Annotated in this window: 14 protein-coding genes and 2 pseudogenes; 11 read left to right on the plus strand and 5 right to left on the minus strand. The window is 58.2% G+C overall.

The annotated features are described in order from the left end of the window. Positions 1-774: 774 nt before the first annotated feature. The gene (locus tag GGQ85_RS07875) at positions 775-1008 is read right to left on the minus strand and encodes a cold-shock protein (protein ID WP_309774084.1); all 234 of its coding nucleotides are present in this window, start codon (positions 1006-1008) and stop codon (positions 775-777) included. After that, positions 1008-1412, minus strand: a complete 405-nt coding sequence (locus GGQ85_RS07880) for a hypothetical protein (protein WP_309774046.1) — start codon at positions 1410-1412, stop codon at positions 1008-1010. The genes GGQ85_RS07875 and GGQ85_RS07880 overlap by 1 nt, the downstream gene beginning before the upstream one ends. Positions 1413-1467: 55 nt before the next feature. Between GGQ85_RS07880 and GGQ85_RS07885 the strand changes: the two genes are divergently transcribed. From GGQ85_RS07885 to GGQ85_RS07905, 5 genes are all read left to right on the plus strand, one after another. Beyond that, positions 1468-2769 (plus strand): integrase, encoded by a 1302-nt coding sequence (locus GGQ85_RS07885; protein WP_309774047.1) that lies wholly within the window; start codon positions 1468-1470, stop codon positions 2767-2769. 171 nt (positions 2770-2940) lie between these two features. Continuing rightward, positions 2941-3141, plus strand: coding sequence for a helix-turn-helix domain-containing protein (locus GGQ85_RS07890; protein ID WP_309774048.1), 201 nt, complete (start codon positions 2941-2943; stop codon positions 3139-3141). A gap of 313 nt (positions 3142-3454) precedes the next feature. Then, positions 3455-5926, plus strand: coding sequence for a DUF3987 domain-containing protein (locus tag GGQ85_RS07895; RefSeq protein ID WP_309774049.1), 2472 nt, complete (start codon positions 3455-3457; stop codon positions 5924-5926). A 684-nt stretch (positions 5927-6610) separates the two neighbouring features. After that, entirely contained in the window at positions 6611-6925 is a 315-nt protein-coding gene (locus tag GGQ85_RS07900) for a hypothetical protein (protein WP_309774050.1), read from the plus strand. Positions 6926-7278: 353 nt separating this feature from the next. Further along, on the plus strand, positions 7279-8361 hold the full coding sequence (locus GGQ85_RS07905) for a tyrosine-type recombinase/integrase (RefSeq protein ID WP_309774051.1): 1083 nt from the start codon (positions 7279-7281) through the stop codon (positions 8359-8361). Between the two features lie 110 nt (positions 8362-8471). Here the strand turns inward: GGQ85_RS07905 and GGQ85_RS07910 are convergent. Next, positions 8472-9427 (minus strand): annotated as a pseudogene (locus GGQ85_RS07910) (IS630 family transposase). Positions 9428-10077: 650 nt separating this feature from the next. On the opposite strand from GGQ85_RS07910, the gene GGQ85_RS07915 reads away from it, so the two are divergent. The 4 genes from GGQ85_RS07915 (at position 10078) to GGQ85_RS07930 (ending at position 12699) form a co-directional block, all read left to right on the plus strand. Next, positions 10078-10815, plus strand: a complete 738-nt coding sequence (locus GGQ85_RS07915; RefSeq protein WP_309774052.1) for a thermonuclease family protein — start codon at positions 10078-10080, stop codon at positions 10813-10815. Between the two features lie 451 nt (positions 10816-11266). Next, positions 11267-11560 carry a hypothetical protein gene (locus GGQ85_RS07920; protein WP_309774053.1) on the plus strand — a complete coding sequence of 98 codons (294 nt, stop codon included), beginning with the start codon at positions 11267-11269 and terminating at the stop codon, positions 11558-11560. Between the two features lie 458 nt (positions 11561-12018). Continuing rightward, entirely contained in the window at positions 12019-12279 is a 261-nt protein-coding gene (locus tag GGQ85_RS07925) for a hypothetical protein (protein ID WP_309774054.1), read from the plus strand. 108 nt (positions 12280-12387) lie between these two features. Beyond that, a complete protein-coding gene (locus GGQ85_RS07930; protein ID WP_309774055.1) occupies positions 12388-12699 on the plus strand; it encodes a hypothetical protein in 312 nt (103 codons plus the stop codon). A 364-nt stretch (positions 12700-13063) separates the two neighbouring features. Here GGQ85_RS07930 and GGQ85_RS07935 read toward each other — a convergent pair whose 3' ends face one another. Both GGQ85_RS07935 and GGQ85_RS07940 read right to left on the minus strand, forming a co-directional pair. Next, on the minus strand, positions 13064-13252 hold the full coding sequence (locus tag GGQ85_RS07935) for a hypothetical protein (RefSeq protein ID WP_309774085.1): 189 nt from the start codon (positions 13250-13252) through the stop codon (positions 13064-13066). Between the two features lie 564 nt (positions 13253-13816). Then, positions 13817-14056 (minus strand): annotated as a pseudogene (locus GGQ85_RS07940) (hypothetical protein). A gap of 541 nt (positions 14057-14597) precedes the next feature. Between GGQ85_RS07940 and GGQ85_RS07945 the strand changes: the two are divergent. Further along, positions 14598-15338 (plus strand): SOS response-associated peptidase, encoded by a 741-nt coding sequence (locus GGQ85_RS07945; protein WP_309774086.1) that lies wholly within the window; start codon positions 14598-14600, stop codon positions 15336-15338. Positions 15339-15514: 176 nt separating this feature from the next. Next, positions 15515-17569, plus strand: a complete 2055-nt coding sequence (locus GGQ85_RS07950) for an acyltransferase family protein (RefSeq protein ID WP_309774056.1) — start codon at positions 15515-15517, stop codon at positions 17567-17569. The last annotated feature ends 209 nt before the right edge of the window (positions 17570-17778 follow it).

Below are 17778 nucleotides of genomic sequence, written 5' to 3' on the forward strand. Positions count from 1 at the left end.
TCCCGTGAGTATGGTAAGGCGCCTTGCTGCCTCCCGCCTCTTCCGGCCGCTGACCAAGCGGAGGCTGTTGCCAGCCCGATTACTAGGTATCCCTTCCCGGCAAGCCGGATTGGCAGTGTCCCTGCCAATATCCCGAGCGCTTTCTTCGGCGCGCTCTGATCTTTTTCTCATCAAGCGTTCCGAGTGGTCGTCTCGGCTGAGCTTGATGGGTCGTTTCACCGTTCCGAGGGTTGCTCGGCTATCAATGGTCGCGGGGCCTATGGGTCACGGTTTTCCGCACTGTATTGTTTCCGATCGCTCGAAGGCGTGTAGCGTCCGGCTCGCTGCCACCGATTGAGCGTGTGGCGCGCTGCGGTCATCCATCATCGGCAGCTTGCGCTCGCCGGCGACAGGATCATGGCCGATCTCGACCTGTCGCTATTCTCGCGACGGCCGACCGTGTTTCGTTGATTGCAGCGGGAACCACCGAGCAGACCCGCAATCGCGGACGCCACGGCCGACCGAACGCGGTGGTTCGGTCAGTCGCGCGCGCCCTCGCTAAATGCTCGAGCTGCGGCAGTCCGTGTTTTGTGGGCGCCGAGGTCAGTGCCATCGGCGGATCGCGCATAATGCAGCCCGTCGACCTGATGTATCGTGCCGAGAAAATTCCGGCCGAAGTAGACGTCGACACTTGTCTCAATCTCATCTGAGGAGTATTTGGAGACTTGTGCTGGCGAGCACTGCATTTTGCGATTGGCCCTGCCGTTTCCCGCGGCGGGGCTTCGCATTTGAGGGTCAGGAGGTCGGTGCATCGCACACCTCCCTGGAAACCGAGACCGCTCTTGGACCACGGCCGGCGTCGACAACGTCAAACTCGACCAAATCGTCCGGACGCAGTGTAAGCTCGCCGTCCACGCGACAAGATTCTTGAAGGTCGCTGCGGTGAATAAACACTTCGCCGCCGCCATCGACTATGACGAAACCAAAACCTCGATCGCTGAAGAATTTCACCCTGCCACTGGAGCGCATCAAGCGGCCCTCCGTGCGGCAACGGCTTCGGCAAATGAGCGGCTTTCGAGCGGACTGGCAGCGCCTTCGTGCCAGCCGAGAGCAAACAAGCCATCGTCGCGCTGGATCACCAAAGGGAACGGGTGAAGAACGGAGTTCGGGACTATTTCGGGACTTTTCGATCCGAACGACTCAATTTGGCGCCGTTCTGTTCCGATTTCACGTTTGAGGCTTTGTTGCCCCTCCGTAAAAAACGCCTTATTTATAAGGGGTTTATTGGTCGGAGCGAGAGGATTTGAACCTCCGACCCCTAGTCTCCCAGTCTCGCTGTCTTCAATTGCACCAGCCATCAGCAGATAGCAAGAGCCTCGTAACACGCGATTTTCCGCCCTTATTTTTAGGTCGGTTTTTGCATTGGCCCTCAACAATTGTCTCTGGCGTGTTTCCCCGGTGCTTCCCCGGGGACTTCCGGAGGCACTCATGAGAAACCAAACGATAACGAAGAGCCTGGTCGACGGCTTAGAAGCCCGCGCCACGGAATACAGTGTTTGGGACGCCAAACTTCCTGGATTCGGCGTGCGTGTTCGGCCAACCGGCAGCATGTCTTTCATCGTTGTCTATCGCGCCGGCTCGGGGCGGTCCGCGCCATTTCGACGATATACGATCGCCTCGGTCGGAAAATTAGCGCCAGAGGCCGCCCGGATTCGGGCGAAGCAGATACTGGGGAAAGTGGTCAATGGTATTGACCCGGCGAACGAGAAAGCTCGCGAGCGGGGCACCGCCACAGTCGGCGAACTCGCGGACCTATTTGTCAGACACCATGCTGATAAGAAATTGAAACCAAGCACCTGCAGCTATTACCGCCTGCTCGTCGAAACAATCATAAAGCCGGCCTTCGGCTCCACGAAATCCGACAAACTGTCCCGCGCTGCTGTATCCCGGCTTCACTCAGGCATGAGCAAACACCGCGTGAATGCGAATCGCACGCTAACGTTGCTCAGTGGCATTTATGCATATGGCGGGCAGATTGGCGAAGTGCCGGAGGGCTACAATCCTGCCAGAGGAATCGAGAAATTCAAGGAGGCCTCCCGAGAACGGTTCCTAAACGGGGATGAACTCGGCAGACTTGGCGCAGCGCTCCAGGAAGCTGAAACGGTCGGGATCCCGTGGGACGTCGACAATGGCCCCAATTCAAAACACGTTCCCAAATTGAAGCGGGTGACGATAGTTAGCAAATCGGCCGCGGCTGCATTGAGGCTCCTCGTGCTGACGGGGTGCCGCCTGCGGGAGATTCTTCACCTCAAGTGGGAGTACGTCGATTTCGAGCGCGGCGTATTGTTTCTGCCGGATAGCAAAACGGGTAAGAAGACAGTCGTATTAAACGCTCCGGCCTTGGCGGTGCTCGCGGGCCTCGAGCGTATCGGCCCGTACGTCATACCAGGCGATAATATCGAGAAACCCAGATCTGATCTGAAGCGCCCGTGGGCGGCGGTTTCAACACGCGCCGGCCTGCAGGGCGTCCGTCTACACGACCTACGCCACACCTATGCAAGCTTCGGCGTCGGCGGCGGGCTCGGCCTTCCAATCATCGGAAAATTACTCGGACATGCCCAGGCGTCGACGACCGCAAGATATGCGCATCTCGACAATGACCCACTGCGAAGGGCTACTGAGAAAATAGGCGCGGAGCTCTCTGCGGCGATGGGTGAAAATATTTATGATACCGCCGAAGTGGTGCCGATGAGGTCGAGCGATTTCGTACCCCGCCAAAGCAGCGGCTAACCAACGATCAGAAGCTGCAGGACGGCCGTCACCGCGCGCCATTCCCTGCGTATTGATTTTTGGCCATTACTGTCTATGCTAGAGGTCGGCAAGCGCGCAGTGTGCATCAGTCCCTAGGTTATTTTGAGAGAGTCGTTTGCCTCGTCATGTCTCTCGACCAAAGGACCTACGATGCCCGAACCCTTCCTTTGCACCAAACAGGCCGCGCGTCGGCTTCATCTTTCCCCGGCAACGCTCGAGCGTATGCGCGTACGTGGTGACGGCCCCCCGTTCCTTCGGGTGTCACAGACGCGCATCGTGTACGACTGCGAAATGCTGGACGCATGGGCGCGCAGCCGCCGCTGCACTTCGACCAGTGAGCGCGCGGCATAATTGCCGCGCCACATGACGTGCCCTCGCCTCGCACGTGGAAGACGCTCCTCGGGCGCTACAAATCGGAGCACCACCTCGGCCACACGTCGCCAGAACCCCAGGAATTTAGCTAGGCCGAATCAAACGACAGTCTCGTTAAGCCAAGGGCCAAACAAGCGATTGGCCCCGCCAGCGTGTGGAGCGCTGAAACGAGGCCAATCGAAAGTCTTCATACCATGGGTAATAATACCAGAAACGCCGATGGCGTTCAACGTCCTTCCTTTGCTGAAATCACCCGTTGCTTGTCGTCCTCGCTGTTTAGCGGGGTATGGAAATGAAAAGCCCAACAAAAAGAGAATGGGCTATCACCCTCGCCGAAAGCGATCAGCACGTCTTCCCACTCGTGCCGAACGGCAAGGAGCCGGCGTTACGCGGCGATTGGAAAGAACTCGCTTCGAACGATCCGGGAAAGGTAGCCGCAAGGTGGACGCGCAGAACGACAAACGATGATCTGAACTACAACATTGGAATAAGGACGGGCCTTCCACTCCGCGGCGGTTTTCTCGTCGTGATCGACGTAGACGTAAGGGACGGGAAGCCGGGACGCCAAGCACTGGCAGATTTAGAAGCCAGGCTTGGCGCGCTTCCACCGACGTTTAAGGTCCGCACGGCCAGTGGCGGAGAGCATTGGTACTTTTTGTCACCCTATCCTCTCAGCAATAGCCAATCGAAAATTGGGCCTTGTCTCGATGTGAAGGGCCAGGACGGCTACGTGGTCGGCCCGGGAAGCACGATCAACGGCGAAGAATATACGCTCCTGGATGTCCGAGAGATTGCTGCGCTGCGGGCTCCCTACGTAGAATTATGCGGCCGTCCGAGGAAAAGGACACAACTCGACCGCGCGATTTCGCTCGTGGAGTTGGACCAAGAAACGCACATCAGCCAAGCGGTCGTATACCTCTCTGCTGGAGCTCCGTTGCACGGCACCTACAGGGTTGCTTGTCGCGTCCGCGGATACGGCGTCAGTCGCGACATATGCCTCGACCTGATGATGGAACATTGGCCGCCGGCCGAGGCTAAAGGGGAAGCGCACGTCGCGTTCCGTGTCGACAACGCCTACCAGTACGCACAGGACCCCTTAGGTATCGACTGCGCCGAAGTAGAATTCGAGCCCGTGAAGATCGCCGATCGCCGCGCCGATACGACGGCCCCGCTACCGGGCGCGTGGCAGCAGCCAGCGGACCTTTGGGAACAAGATAAAGCCCCCGATAACATTCCCGACGGTATCGTGCCTCACTATGTCGAACGCTTCAGCCGTGATCGCGCACGGCGCCTCGGCGTGGACGATGGCGCCATGACGGCCGCCACAATAACGTCGATGAGTGCGCTGGTGCCGGCCGGCAACAACCTTCACCTGCGCCAACACAGCGACTCCTGGTCCGTTAAAAGCGTCATTTGGACCGCGATCATCGGAGATCCTGGCACAGCGAAGTCTCCCGCCGTAAATGCGGCCATGGCCTTTCCGAAGGCCGTGGAAAAGCTTTGGCGGGAGGAGTTCGCGAAAGAAAAAGAGCGCTTTGGGCATAGCCAGCCGGCCGACAACGGCGGACGACGTAAACGGAATGCCAAGAATCCCGGGGCCAGTCCTGCCCTGGCGCCGGGCCAGGAGGAGTTGGCGCCGTCGGCCGAACCGTTCAGTGACGACGACCTCATGCGCTCTCTCCCAACGGAGCCGCGGCTTCGCAGAAAGGTCGTCAACGACGCAACCACGGAAGCTTTAGGCGGCGTCCTGGCCAACTGTCCCGATGCTGCACCCATATTGCTGCATTCCGACGAGCTCGCAGGAATCATTGGCGGTATGGACGCGTATCGCTCGCGCGGAAGCAAAGACCGTCCTTTCTTTTTGTCCGCAAAAGAAGGCGCTTCGTTTGCCATCGACCGGAAATCCAGTGGCACGACGCTGGTCCCGGCGTTGGCGATCGGAATCTTAGGCACCATCCAAGACGATAAATTGAGCAAAATTGCCCCCACTCTCACCGACGATGGATTTCTTCAGCGCTTTGCCCCCGTCATGATCCGCAAGACTGGCAGAGGCGAGGACATTCCCGACAATCGGGATCTCGACAGCTCCGTGCCACGCGTCGCTCTCGCGCTCGTTGAACTGGAGACGACAGATTATCGGCTCGCGCCTGATGCGGCGGCGGAACTAGATGCGATTGAAGATTTTAAGGCGAGTGAATACGATCGATTTGATCTCTCGCCGGCCTTGAAGACTTGGCTAAGTAAAACGCCGAACGAATTCGGGCGCTATTGTCTGGCCTTCCACCTGATTGAATGGGCCACCGGGATCGATCCCGCCCTCGGCGTATCGCCTGAACCGCTGGTACCCCGCAATACGGCCGTTCGTGCGCGTAGATACGTTCAGGAATTCCTCTACGCCCATGCGAAGTACGTATACGGCACCGTCATGACCAAGGCGCAGGATGATGACGACGTCCGATGGGTCGCGGGTTACATCCTGACGCGTGAGCTGGCTACCATCACCGCGCGGGAAATCGGTCGTGCCTATCGGTCGCTCCGCGGCTCCGACAAGCGGGCCAAGCTCAAGGCCGTTATGTCGACGCTCGCCATGCAGGATTGGGTCAAGCTCACCAACGAAACGCGAGGTGAATGGAAAGTAAATCCAGCCGTGCACGACGGCCGATTCCGAACGATCAAAGAGTCTGAAGCTAGGCGACGTGCCGCGGTCAAAGCCGAAATCGCCGCAACGGTCGAGACTATCAGATCAGCCAGGGGGAACGAATAATGGTTTGGGCTGTCACCGCTGTCACTTACGCGCGAAATAAAATAGCGTTTCCTCTCTCTTTATATCCACTCCTCTCATTTGCTTCTTTCTCTATGGCTGCCTTAAGTGACAGCGGTGACGATTTTCAGTTCGAATCCGCAAGAACTAGCCTCGCATGTCGCTTTTATAGCATTTCCGACAGGAGTATCGCCCATGGCTGAACTCCCGAAGAAGGTTCAAATCGGCTGGCAAGTCTTTCGGCGCCGCGAAGCCACATCCGAGTACATCACGCGATCGGGCATGTGCATCGACCTTGTTCGGTTCGACGCTCTGTGCGCGACCTGCGGCGCACCGTTTGCGGCCAAGGTCACTAAAACCGGCTGGCGCCGCAAGGAGCTCTCACGGCGTTGCGAGCGCCACCGCGCGCCCGGCGTATGGGTGAACAACGACAAGCCGCCTGTCCCGATCGCAGAGATGCCCTGGTGGGCCAAACCAGCCCCGTGGAGCAAGAGACGCCCGAAGAAGGCACCAAGGAGGAAGCCCGTAGCGCCACGGACGCGCCTGCAGCGGCCACAGCAGCCCGTAAAAGCGCCAACCGAACCGCCGCGGCCCTCTTTCCTGGACTGAGGGTCGACAGTCGAGGACGACTTGCAAGCTCAGCAGACCGGCGGCAACGTAGGGTGCGTTCTTACTTAGGTAACTTTCATGTTTGATCGTTTGCTTTTATCGGCCGTGGTCGGGGTAGTCGTCACCTGCACCATTTTTCCATCATCCGCTAACGAGCGACTAGGCCTTGCAGTTCACCGACTTGTCGACGCCTGCGTCGGCACAGTTATTGAAACACCAGGTGCTATGGAACGCATCGCGCGCCTGGGTCGTACGGCGACAAGCATTTGTTCTTGCGCCGCTGAAGCTGCTGTCGTCACGAGCAAACCCCCTGAAGCAGGATTCGATGCGTGGGCTGCGGAGAGCAAGTTCAAAAATCTGCTAGTTATGTGCACGAAGGCAGGAAGCCAATAAGAGACGAACCCTGCAACAGTCGGCGGTCGTGAAGCAATGGCCAAAAATAGGCCTGACCTCGACGATTGCGAACAACCGTACCCCGCAATGACAGCGGCGAACTGCGGTTCGTACCCCGCAACAAATGCGGCTTAACTACGAATCACGCCACACAAGACTTTCGTATTTTCTCTCACCCGGAAAATTTATCCACAGCACCGCTAAAACCAACAAAAACGACATCCCCGAACGATCGCATTCAATAAGCATCGAAATTTTGTTGACTTTGTCGACACAAAAACACAGCACAAATCAAGATTGACTGCCGGCCACAAGTTGACGCGCCCTCATGCTTCCAACCACAGGAGCAACCGATGGCACGACAGCTTCGTGAACTGCCCTGGATTGCCAAACGATCGAACGGAATCTGGTACGTTCACTGGTACGATAAGCGCGCCCGTCAGACGCGCCGCTGTAGCCTAAAGACCAAAGACCTTGCCGACGCGTACCACATGTTTGAGCGTTATCTCGCTAAGTGGCGGGCGACGCCGGCGGAGAAGCCTCGTGGCATGAACGTCACGCACGTCACCGTCACCAAAATTCTGGACTTCTACATCGCAAGGCACATAGACCGCGAACGCATTGATGTGAAGCGGCCGCGCTCCGCACGTCCCTATATCGAGATGTTCTTCAAAGACACGCCGCTGAACCGGATCCGGCTCCAAGCCTGCGCGGCTTACATAGACGCCCGCCGCGCCGGTCAAGTGCGGCCGGCCCTTGGCAGGCGCTCCACGTTCATTGGCCGCGATGGTTCGATCCGCCGCGAGCTCCTAATCTTGCGCACCGCGGCGCGCTACGCCCTCAAACACGAGTTGATCTGTCACAGCGACATGCCTCTGATTGAGGCGCCGCCAGAGCCGCCATCTCGAACTGTCTATCTCACCAAGGCCGAATTTAAATTGGCCCACGAGACCGCTAAAGGCGAGTTGAAGGATTTCATCACCCTCGCCTATTACACGGGCGCGCGCCGGGGCGCGATCGAGAACCTGACAGCGGGCCAAGTGGACTTCGACGGGGGCCATATCCATCTTCAACCGGACAATGCTACCGCGAAGCAGCGCCGCTCAAAGAAGCGCAAGGCCATCGTTCCGATCACACGTCCCCTGCTTCCGGTGCTGACCCGCCTTACCGCCGGCCGCGGACCGAACGAACGCCTTTTGCCGGAAAAGGACTTCTACACGCCGTTCAATCGGCATCTGAAGCGGCTGGGCCTCGCCGCCAAAGGCTTCCCGCACATCCTGCGGCACACGCGGGCCACTCACCTGCTCCAGGCCGGCGTCTCGATATACGACGTCGCCAAGCTGCTCGGCGATACGACCGCGACGGTGGAGCGCGTGTACGGCCACCACAGCTGCGAGAGTTTGGGAAAGAAGCTGGATGAGTTTGAGGACGCGTGAAGCTCCACCATTGGGAGTCGCCATCGAAGTGGGAGGGCTTACGCAAGTCGCCGAACCGCCGCTGACTGCGGCAGGGAATCAATTGTCGAAGAAGCTAGAGCATCGGGCGTTCATTTGAATCCATATCCAGCGGCATTGAAGTAGTTTGAGCACTCTTGGGGCGTGAAGATGGCGCAGATGTTGCCGATGGCCTTCCAAAGCTCGTCGATGGTTCTGACAGCCCTGGCGCGTAGATGGGCCTTGAGCTTTGCGAAGGCCATTTCGATGGGATTGAGATCGGGACTATAGGGCGGCAGGAACAGCAGCCATGCGCCTTGCGCCCGGATCGCTTTTTCGGCCCGCTCGCTTTTATGGCTGGAGAGGTTGTCGAGGATGACGACCTCGTCTGGCTTGAGGGCGGGCGCAAGCTGGGTTTCGACATAGGTCTCGAAGATCACGCGGTTCATTGGAGCATCGATGACCCAAGGGGGCGATGAGGCCGTCGCACTTGAGGCCCGCCACGAAGGTCTGCGTGCCCCAATGGCCGAAGGGAGCCTTGCTGTTCAACCGCGTGCCTTTTGTTGAGCGTCCGCGCAGGCGCGTCATCTTTGTTGTCGTGCCTGTTTCATCGATGAAGACCAGCCGCTCGCGCTGATCGCGCATGATGGGCTGGCGGCCGTCTCTCCACGCGGCGCGAGCCCTGGCCAATTCAGGCCTGTCTTGTTCGCTGGCCCGAAGAGTTTTTTTTGAAGCTGAGCCCGCAGGCGATCAGAAACTTCGAAAGGGTCGACGGGTCGGCTTTGACGCCTCTGGCTTTCGACAGTTCTTTCGCCAGCTCAGGCATGGTGATGTCATCGCGGGCCGCCACAGCAGCGAGAATAAAGTCCCGGTGGGGCGCGAGCTTGCCATGCCGGAAGCCGCCGCGAGGCCGTGGATCAACCCGGCCGGTCTGCCGCCAGAGGCTCATCAAATTGACGACGAAAGACACCGAAGTTCCGAACCGCTCCGCCGCATGGTGGCAGGAATGCCCCGCCTCGACATGCGCCACAACACGTTCACGAAGGTCGTTCGACAAAGGATGCGGCATGGCAAATCACCTCCGCATACTTTGAATCATCTTCAGCCCGATTTGGGAATCGCCTCCGATTCCAAATGACAGCCCGATGCTCTAGTCGGCCTCACCCGTTCGGCGCCGTCATCGAAAGCTAACAAACCAAACGGTCCCGCGGGTTTATGTGCCTGTTGGCGTTGTTCTTGTGCTTGCTGCTCGAGCGCTGCTTCTTGCTGCGGCTTCTTCTCTACGTATCGCTTATGGCGGTCGCGTTCAGCGGCCTTCTTACGTCGTTCGGCAGCCTCGGCCTTCTTTTCAGTTTCCCGCCGGTGCTCTGCCTGTCTTGCGCTTTCAATGGCATTTACCGAAGCAATGTGAGAATGATCCTGTGGAGATGTCGGTTGTGACTCGAGAGTGGTTGTAGTTGCTGCCTGTACGAGGGGAGCCGATGCCGGCGCGGGGGGACTCGGCGCCATTTCCGTAGGCGCTGGCAGAACAACTCTTGCGGCGGGAAGTGATTTCGCCGCCAACTTGGGTTGAGACGCATGCTGAACAGGTTCGAGCGCGGCTCGTCCAAGCAATATGCCACCGCCAAATCCAATTCCAATCAGCAGGGCTGCTGTTGCCACACCCGAGAAAAAAATCCGTTCCCTAAAGTTTCATTCGTTTACCAGCGAGCGGCACCTATGTTCACCCTTTCACACTCGGTCGCCGCCACTAGTTTGGCGGGACTGCTCTGTTTAGCCGGCCTCTCAACTCACGCTGAAACTATCTTAGGCAAGCCGCGCATTGTAGACGGCGATACCGTTGAGATTGGTGAAAAGAAGATCAGACTTCTGGGCCTCGACGCGCCGGAGACGGAGCAATTGTGTCTGGATGCCAAGGGTGAGAAATGGGCGTGCGGCATCGCGGCGCGCGATGCTCTTACGGCTTTCGCCAAGAACCGGCCGTGGTCCTGCAATGTGTCTGGCAAGGATCGCTACGATCGTTTTCTCGCGTCATGCTCAATCCCCGGCCAAAACATCAATCAATGGATGGTCCGATATGGATGGGCGCTCGCGTTCGTGAAGTATTCCCACCGCTATATCGGTGATGAGGCGAAGGCCCACGACGCTAAGGCCGGAATATGGGCCGGCGCGTTTATCGCCCCTTGGAACTGGCGATCACGCAGCAAACAGACTGTCATTCTCGGAGCTGCGTCTGTACCAGCTCACGCTCAAGAATTGTTGCTGGAAGCGGTGTCGTCGCAGGAAGCTCCAGATCGAACCTGCACCATCAAGGCCGGTGTGAGCCACGGCAATTGTATCTATCACCTCTCCGGTGATCGGTGGTACGCGAAGATGAAGATGGATAAGCCAGACCGGCGCTGGTTTTGTTCTGAGCAAGAAGCCGAAGCCGCCGGATGCAGGGCGCCGAAGCGGTAACCACCGCGGCAGGGTGATTTGATGAGTGATGCTGAATGCAAAGGCCAACCGGCGGAGCCGAGATCTCTTCACGATCTTCCCGTTGATATCGCGATTAGGCTTCGGTGGGTGCTGCGAGACATTAGAGCTGGCCGAATAAAGCTGATCGCGCCCTCGAGCGATGATTTGAGATCGCTTGCAGAGCTCGGTTTGGTCACCGTGGATAACGACAAGCTTATCCTGACGGAAGCAGGATATTCAGCGATTGGCAGCCCGAAATAGAAAACCCCGCCGGAGCAGGGTTCTGTGCTTCTGAGCCGCGGCAACGCAGATCAATCTCATCAGCTATCCGAAACCGCCCCCGCCCCTCGACCCGGTTGAAGCGATGAATGCGGAACGGTCTTCCGGCACCTGCGTTTTGCTGAGGTGTATCAACAATGTCCAATGTCTGAACGCGCTTTGGAGAATGATCATGCGAAAAAATCTGTTTCCCGCCGCCGCTTTGGCCATGATCGGATTCACTGTTCCCGCGTCGGCAGCCGACGTCGGCTACGTTCAGGAACCGGTGACCGAGATCTATACCCAGGCTGGACCGCTGCCGCTTCAGGCGGCAGTCGATATCGCCAACGGAATCGGGCTGGTTTCCGTGTCAAACACGAACAAATGGGGCAACGAGTGGCAGGTCGAGGGCTATGACGTTGCCGGAAGCTATATGGAAGTCGATGTTGACGCGCGCACCGGCGCGATCGTAAACGTCAATAGGTGACGTCGGTCGTAGGCGCCCAAGCCAGGCCGACGAGACGGCCGAATCGATCAATGAGCAAGGTCGAAAGAGCTGTAGCTCCCGGAATAGAAAGCCCCGCCGGAACAACGCATGTTGAGCAGGTCAGAAGAGAGAGAACGCCCGCAATTGCGGTAAACTTGCCGCTGAAGCGAAGGATTTGCCTTCAAAGATCCAATACGAGCGAATGCAGGAAGCCTGGCTCGCACTTGCCGAGGAGGAAGACTGGCTAGATGGTCTAATACCACCCCATAAATAGAAAACCCCGCCGCAGCGGACCCTCAACAAGAAGCAGTAGCCGCGGGAATGCAGGCGACTCCGATACGGTCGCTAGTGGTTCATCTGCCGTTTCCGCATTTGGGGACGGTCGTCTTCGTCGCCATTTACATCTGAGTTGGTCGACGCCGTCGCCCCAGACGTCGCCGCGACAAAAGGAGGGTTTGATGAACAAGCGTAAGGACTTGTCTCACATCCGAACACTGATAAAGGCGCGTGGGCAGGAAGTCCCCTCCCGACAGGGGGATAAAGAGCCTTCCCTCGATCCCAGGGACGCCATGGCGGATATCCGAACACTGGCCCGTGTCGCCTTAGAGAGCGAGGACACCGCCGTCATGAAGCGCGATTTAGAGATGATCCTGCTTATTGTGGAGAAGGCTTTGCCGAGCGGGCCAGAAAACCCCTCCGAAGCGATCTTCGGGGCGTAACTCCCGTTGACGGCAACGCGGTGAAGTGGGCGCAAGAGGGATCAATGAAACGGAAGCGGACTAGCTCGAGGTGACAGGCACCCGGCACAAAGGCTTGGAGAGGCGAGGATGGACTGGATTATCGTAGCCGGGTCGTGGTGCTTGGGGGCGCTGATTGGTGCCCTTGTGGGCTGGTTTTGGTCTACCAATCTGGATAATCCAGTAGCTCCCCGGATTCTAGCTGCCGCGGTCTCTGCGCTCGCCGGCAGTTCAGTTCTCGCGATGTTCAGTTTCCTGGCGGGACTTAATGGGCCAACCCATGAGTACTGGTTCTATCCGATAGGTCTCTTTTCGGGCTTTACCTTTGTAATGGTCCTCGATTCCATCGCTTTCGAGTATACGACCGGGCAGCCCCGCAAATCGCAACGCAAGCGACGCTGAAAATCCAAACTGAGACGCTGCCCGTGTGCTTTCCGAGGAGCAAGACTGGTTAGATGGTGAGCTGCCACCTCAAAAATAGAAACCCCGCCGGAGCGGGGTTAGCGGGCTAAAATGATAATCAGGATGGCGCTAAAGTTTCCCCGGCGGATGCATCCAATCGAGATCGCAACAATCGGGGCGACATACCCACCGCAAGTCCGATTCTTAGCGACGTCGTGATCGAATCTGGATCAGATATTTTTGTCAGGTTGAATGCTGCAGTTAGCTTTGTCCAATATTGAATAGCCCAATTCAATGAAGCCCGCTTGCCTCAAAATGAAGCGGCTTCGGTCATGCTTTCGAACGCGATCATCCCGACCGGAGTTTACGTCGTGTGGCCGGGGTCGATGTTTTTCGGCGTTTTTTTCTCTCGCTGTGGTGTCATTTTAGCCGGATCTGGTTTTCCGGGGACACCGCGCGGACCAAGTTGTTCTCGCTGAATATCGTCTTCACTTACGCGCGGTTTTCCATCATCAAGCTGTCGGCTGCCGCCGTGGCTAGGCTTTGCTGTCATTGAGTTGGCCTCGTGCGCTAAAAATGCCCGGTAAGCCAACAGATCGCCGTCGGGCTCGTTCCAACGCTTTTCGGCGAGGTTAAGCCTTTCCAATATCACCTTGGCCATTACGCCATTGTCGTGCTGCTTCACTTGCCCGCACTAAAAGGCAAGCTCGACGCGCCGCACCTTGGCGATCGTCACAAGCGCGGATCCTCAGGGCGGCAGGATTGCGTCAATCGTTCGCGCTCGTACTGAGGAGCCTGCGCACCCCTCGCCGGCGGGTTTTCTATTGCCGCGCAGACACGCCGGGAACCGCCCCCTTCGCGCACACGTTGTCCGGCCGGGCGAGAATAATTCTGCCTTCAAAGCAGGAGCATCAAATGGCGACCGGAATGTACCGTAGGAGTGATGGCTTCGCGCAAGTTGATTATGATGGAACTAGTATTCCTATCTCGCGCTCAAAGTATGAAGAGAACGGCTACAAGCCGGACTTTGATAAGCTACCATCTGAAGCTGAATATTCGGCGTCGCGAGAAGATGCAATGAGACGCGAGGCTAAGGGGAGCTAAGGGAAGGCCGGGGTCAATCCGCACTCCGCAGCCGCTTCATCGTAAACTCGATCTCGCCGCCGGGAAGCTCCAGCCAGGATTCGACCGCGGACATGTAAGCCGCTGCTGGCCAGCGATTCAGGAACGCCCTCGCCGTCTGACGCGCCTGCTCTCGGGGCTGCGTGAAGGTCTCCCGCGCCTAGCCGTCATCGGCTTTGGCCTGTCGGCGCCGGGCTGCCATCCGATCAGCAAGATCTTTGGGGGTGCGAGGCATCGCGATACTCCACATGCGATGCGGGAAATGTAGTCTCGCACCGGAAGACCGCCAAGCTATTGGGGCCATCGAAAGCCGACCCCCAGCTGTAGCGGCTGGACTCCCACCGTGACCCGCTCCACTTTCGGTCATGACCACGAAGTCGCGCGAGCACCTTTACGGCACCTCCGTTCGCATGTCCGCCCACCGGGCACGGGAGGCACGCATGGAAGCGGATAAGCTGGCCTGCATCGCATGGTCTGAGCGCATGCTGGGGTTCAAGGGACCTGCCCAGCCCTCACCGCTGCTGGGTGACGCGCTGAATGCCGACTTCCGTTATCTCGAGATTCGATGTGCCGGCTGCGATTTGCATTCCGCCGTTGATCTGACGACAGTGCGCCGGCCGAAAACCACTCCTATCCATGAGCTCGAACGCCATATGGCGTGCAAGGACTGTTCGCAGGTCCGCGGCTATCGGTACAAGCGCGGGCAACTGGTTGCCTTGAACACCGATCTCGGCGAACGATCCGCCTTCGGTATGGTGGCCGGGCGAGCGATAGGAATGTGCAACCTCTATTCTATGACGAAGAACGTCGATGCGATCCGACGGCTGTTCGGGGCGATGAAAAGCCAGGTCGGTAATCTGCCATCTTTGCCAGGCATCTTCCCTGACTACCCTGCCCCGATCGTTCGCAATTTGGCCGGTGAGCGCGAGATCGTCATGGCGCGCTGGGGTATGCCCACGTCACCAGTCGCGTTGATGGAGGCCACGAAGAAGCGTGCGGCCAAGCTCGAGGCCAAAGGTCGACCAGTTGACTTCAAGGAGCTGCTGCGGCTCGAGCCGGACAGCGGTGTGACGAACATCCGCAACACCTCGAGCATGCATTGGCAGCGATGGCTGGGCCCCGAAAACCGGTGCCTTGTGCCGTTCACATCATTTTCGGAATACGACACGATTGATGGCAAGAAAGTGCCTGTCTGGTTCGCGATCAACGAGAGCCGGCCACTGCTGGCCTTTGCCGGGATCTGGACGAACTGGACCTGCGTGCGGAAAACAAAGGAAGGCGAGATCACCGCGGACGTCTTCGGCTTCCTCACCTGTCAGCCGAACGCAGAGGTTTGTAACGTGCATCCGAAGGCGATGCCGGTGGTCCTGGCCACCGCCGAGGACTATGACATCTGGATGCGGGCACCGTGGGATGAGGCCAAGGCACTACAGCGACCCTTGCCGGACGGGTCGCTCCGCATCGTTGCTACAGGCGAAAAAGAGGACGGCAAGGACTCCACAGCAATTCTCATATGAACGGCCCCACCGCTTCCAAGATCCAATCCCGATGCGGACGGGAGCACGATCCGAACCATTGGCCAAGCGGCCGAGTATGCGAGCAGTCTTCCGGCAAAGATCGGCAACACCGAGCCATGGCAGCGCGCCGCGAGGGTGCTGCACGAGGCCGTGGAGACGGCGGACCTTTCGTGTTCATGGCCCGGATCAACTTCTATCGGGCCGTGTACGGCGACACTTTACCGCCGATCGGAAACCCGGAAGGCAAGAAGGGGAACCGCTGGGGAAGCGAACACTGCGAGAGACAGATAGCGGCCAAGGCGTTAAGCATAGCTCACTGTAGTGTTGATCCGTGGGGTGAGATGAGATACCGGCCCGACATTGACGGACTGAGGGCCGTAGCGGTCCTTTTAGTGGTCGCGAACCATGCGTTCGGACCGTCCTGCCCAGGCGGCTTCGTAGGTGTTGATATCTTCTTCGTGATATCTGGATACCTCATCACCGACTTGCTGCTGACCGAAATTCAGGCCGGCACGTTCAGCCTGTTGGGATTCTATGAACGGCGCATTCGACGGATCTTCCCTGCACTGATCTTGGTGCTAGCGATGGTCTTTGCTGTCGGTTGGTTCCGGTTGCTTCCCGCCGAGCTGATATCCCTTGGCAAGAACACCATTGCCAGCGCCCTGTTTTCGTCGAACCTGCTGCTACTTTCCGAAGTCGATTATTTCGATGTGGCCGCGCGATCAAAGCCGCTGCTTCACATCTGGTCGCTTGGGGTCGAAGAGCAATTCTATATCGTATGGCCGTTGCTACTTGCCGGCTTGACGGCATGGCGCGTTTCCATTCGATCGGCCCTGATCATATTCATCGGAGCGTCTGTTGCTCTGAGTGCTTACCTGACAACAACACACCCTGCTGCAGCATACTATCTGCCATTCACGCGGGCGTGGGAGCTCGGAGTGGGTGCCGCGATCGTCCTGTTTCGAGGTCAGATCGCAGCGGTCTTTGCGCATCGCATTATAGACGACTTAGCCAGCATGGTTGGCATTGCACTCATCGCCTATGCCGCTTGGCGCTTCTCCGCGAAGACACCGTTCCCGGGCATAGCTGCAGCCGTGCCGGTGTTAGGGGCGGCGCTTATCATCGCTGCGAAAGGCGCGATGATGAACACCTTCATTTTAGGCTCTCGCGCGCCGGTGTTTTTTGGTCTGATTTCTTACCCGCTATATCTCTGGCACTGGCCAGTACTCGTCTACGCAGGATTTTCAAAGATAACGTTGCTAACGGACTTAGAGCGAGGACTGTGCGTAACTGTAGCCATCGCGCTCGCCTGGTTGACATTTCGCTTCGTCGAAAATCCGATCCGGCGCCGAAGGATACCCGCAGCAATTCCTGGGCTAGTGGGAGCCATGGTCAGTGTAGCCGCCGTAGGCATTATTGCGGTGACCTGGTCAGGATTTCCGGAGCGCATCCCTTCCGATATCAGGCAAGCGGCGAATACGACAGCAGGACGTTTCATGATGAGATACGGTGAATGCCACGTGTCACCGGAGGATCACGCCAAGCTTTTACCGAGCTGCGTCGAAACGGGACGCAACCCATCGATAGCGATCTGGGGCGACAGCACGGCTGGCGCGCTTTCAGCAGGCTTCCGACAGCAGGACGATACGACCCGACCCGGAATTACGCAGTTCACGCTAAATTGGTGCGCACCGCTCATCGTTGAAAGTCCCTATTACCCCCAGACATGTCGCGAAGCCAATCTGGATATTCTCCATCGCATCATCAGCGCCCACCCCGACGTTGTTCTCCTTCATTCCCTTTGGCGTGTAGCCAACGAGTCGAACGTCGGTCCGACCGTTAAGGCACTGCAGGCCCGCGGCCTTCGCGTGATAATCGTCGGCCGCGTACCGATATGGAAAACCTCGCTTCCCCGTCTATACGCCGAGTACTACCGCGCCCGCGGGGCCATCATCCCTCAACGGGTTACCGAATTTGTTCAACAATCGGATCGAGAACTGAAACAAACTGCACAGATCCTCGGCGTGGAGTTTTATTCTGTCGTCGATAGCCTTTGCAACGCGGACGGTTGTCTTACGAGGACGTCTGACGATGCCGCCAATATAATAGCGGCTGACCAGGTTCATTTTACGCCAGCAGGCTCGAAGTTTGTTGTATCGAAGATGATTGAAGCACTGGGCCTTACGCGGGGTTCTGCTCACCACAGCACCGCTGACGCGGGGCTGCACTGAAATGCAAAAAGCCCCGCCACCTGCCGAAGCCGATGACGGGGGCAGTTTTCTCGAAGGACGCTCGGCTAAGAGCGCAGGCTCGCCGAGCAGGTCGGATGTCCCGGCCGACACTCGGAGCGGCGGCCTGCATTTGGACAGCGCCCCGACCTATGCTGCAGGCTAGCGCACCGGATCGAGCTGCCAATCCGGCCGTCTCAATTATGATTTGG

Origin of the sequence: Nitrobacter vulgaris (assembly GCF_031453995.1) — a bacterium.
Lineage (GTDB): Bacteria > Pseudomonadota > Alphaproteobacteria > Rhizobiales > Xanthobacteraceae > Nitrobacter > Nitrobacter vulgaris.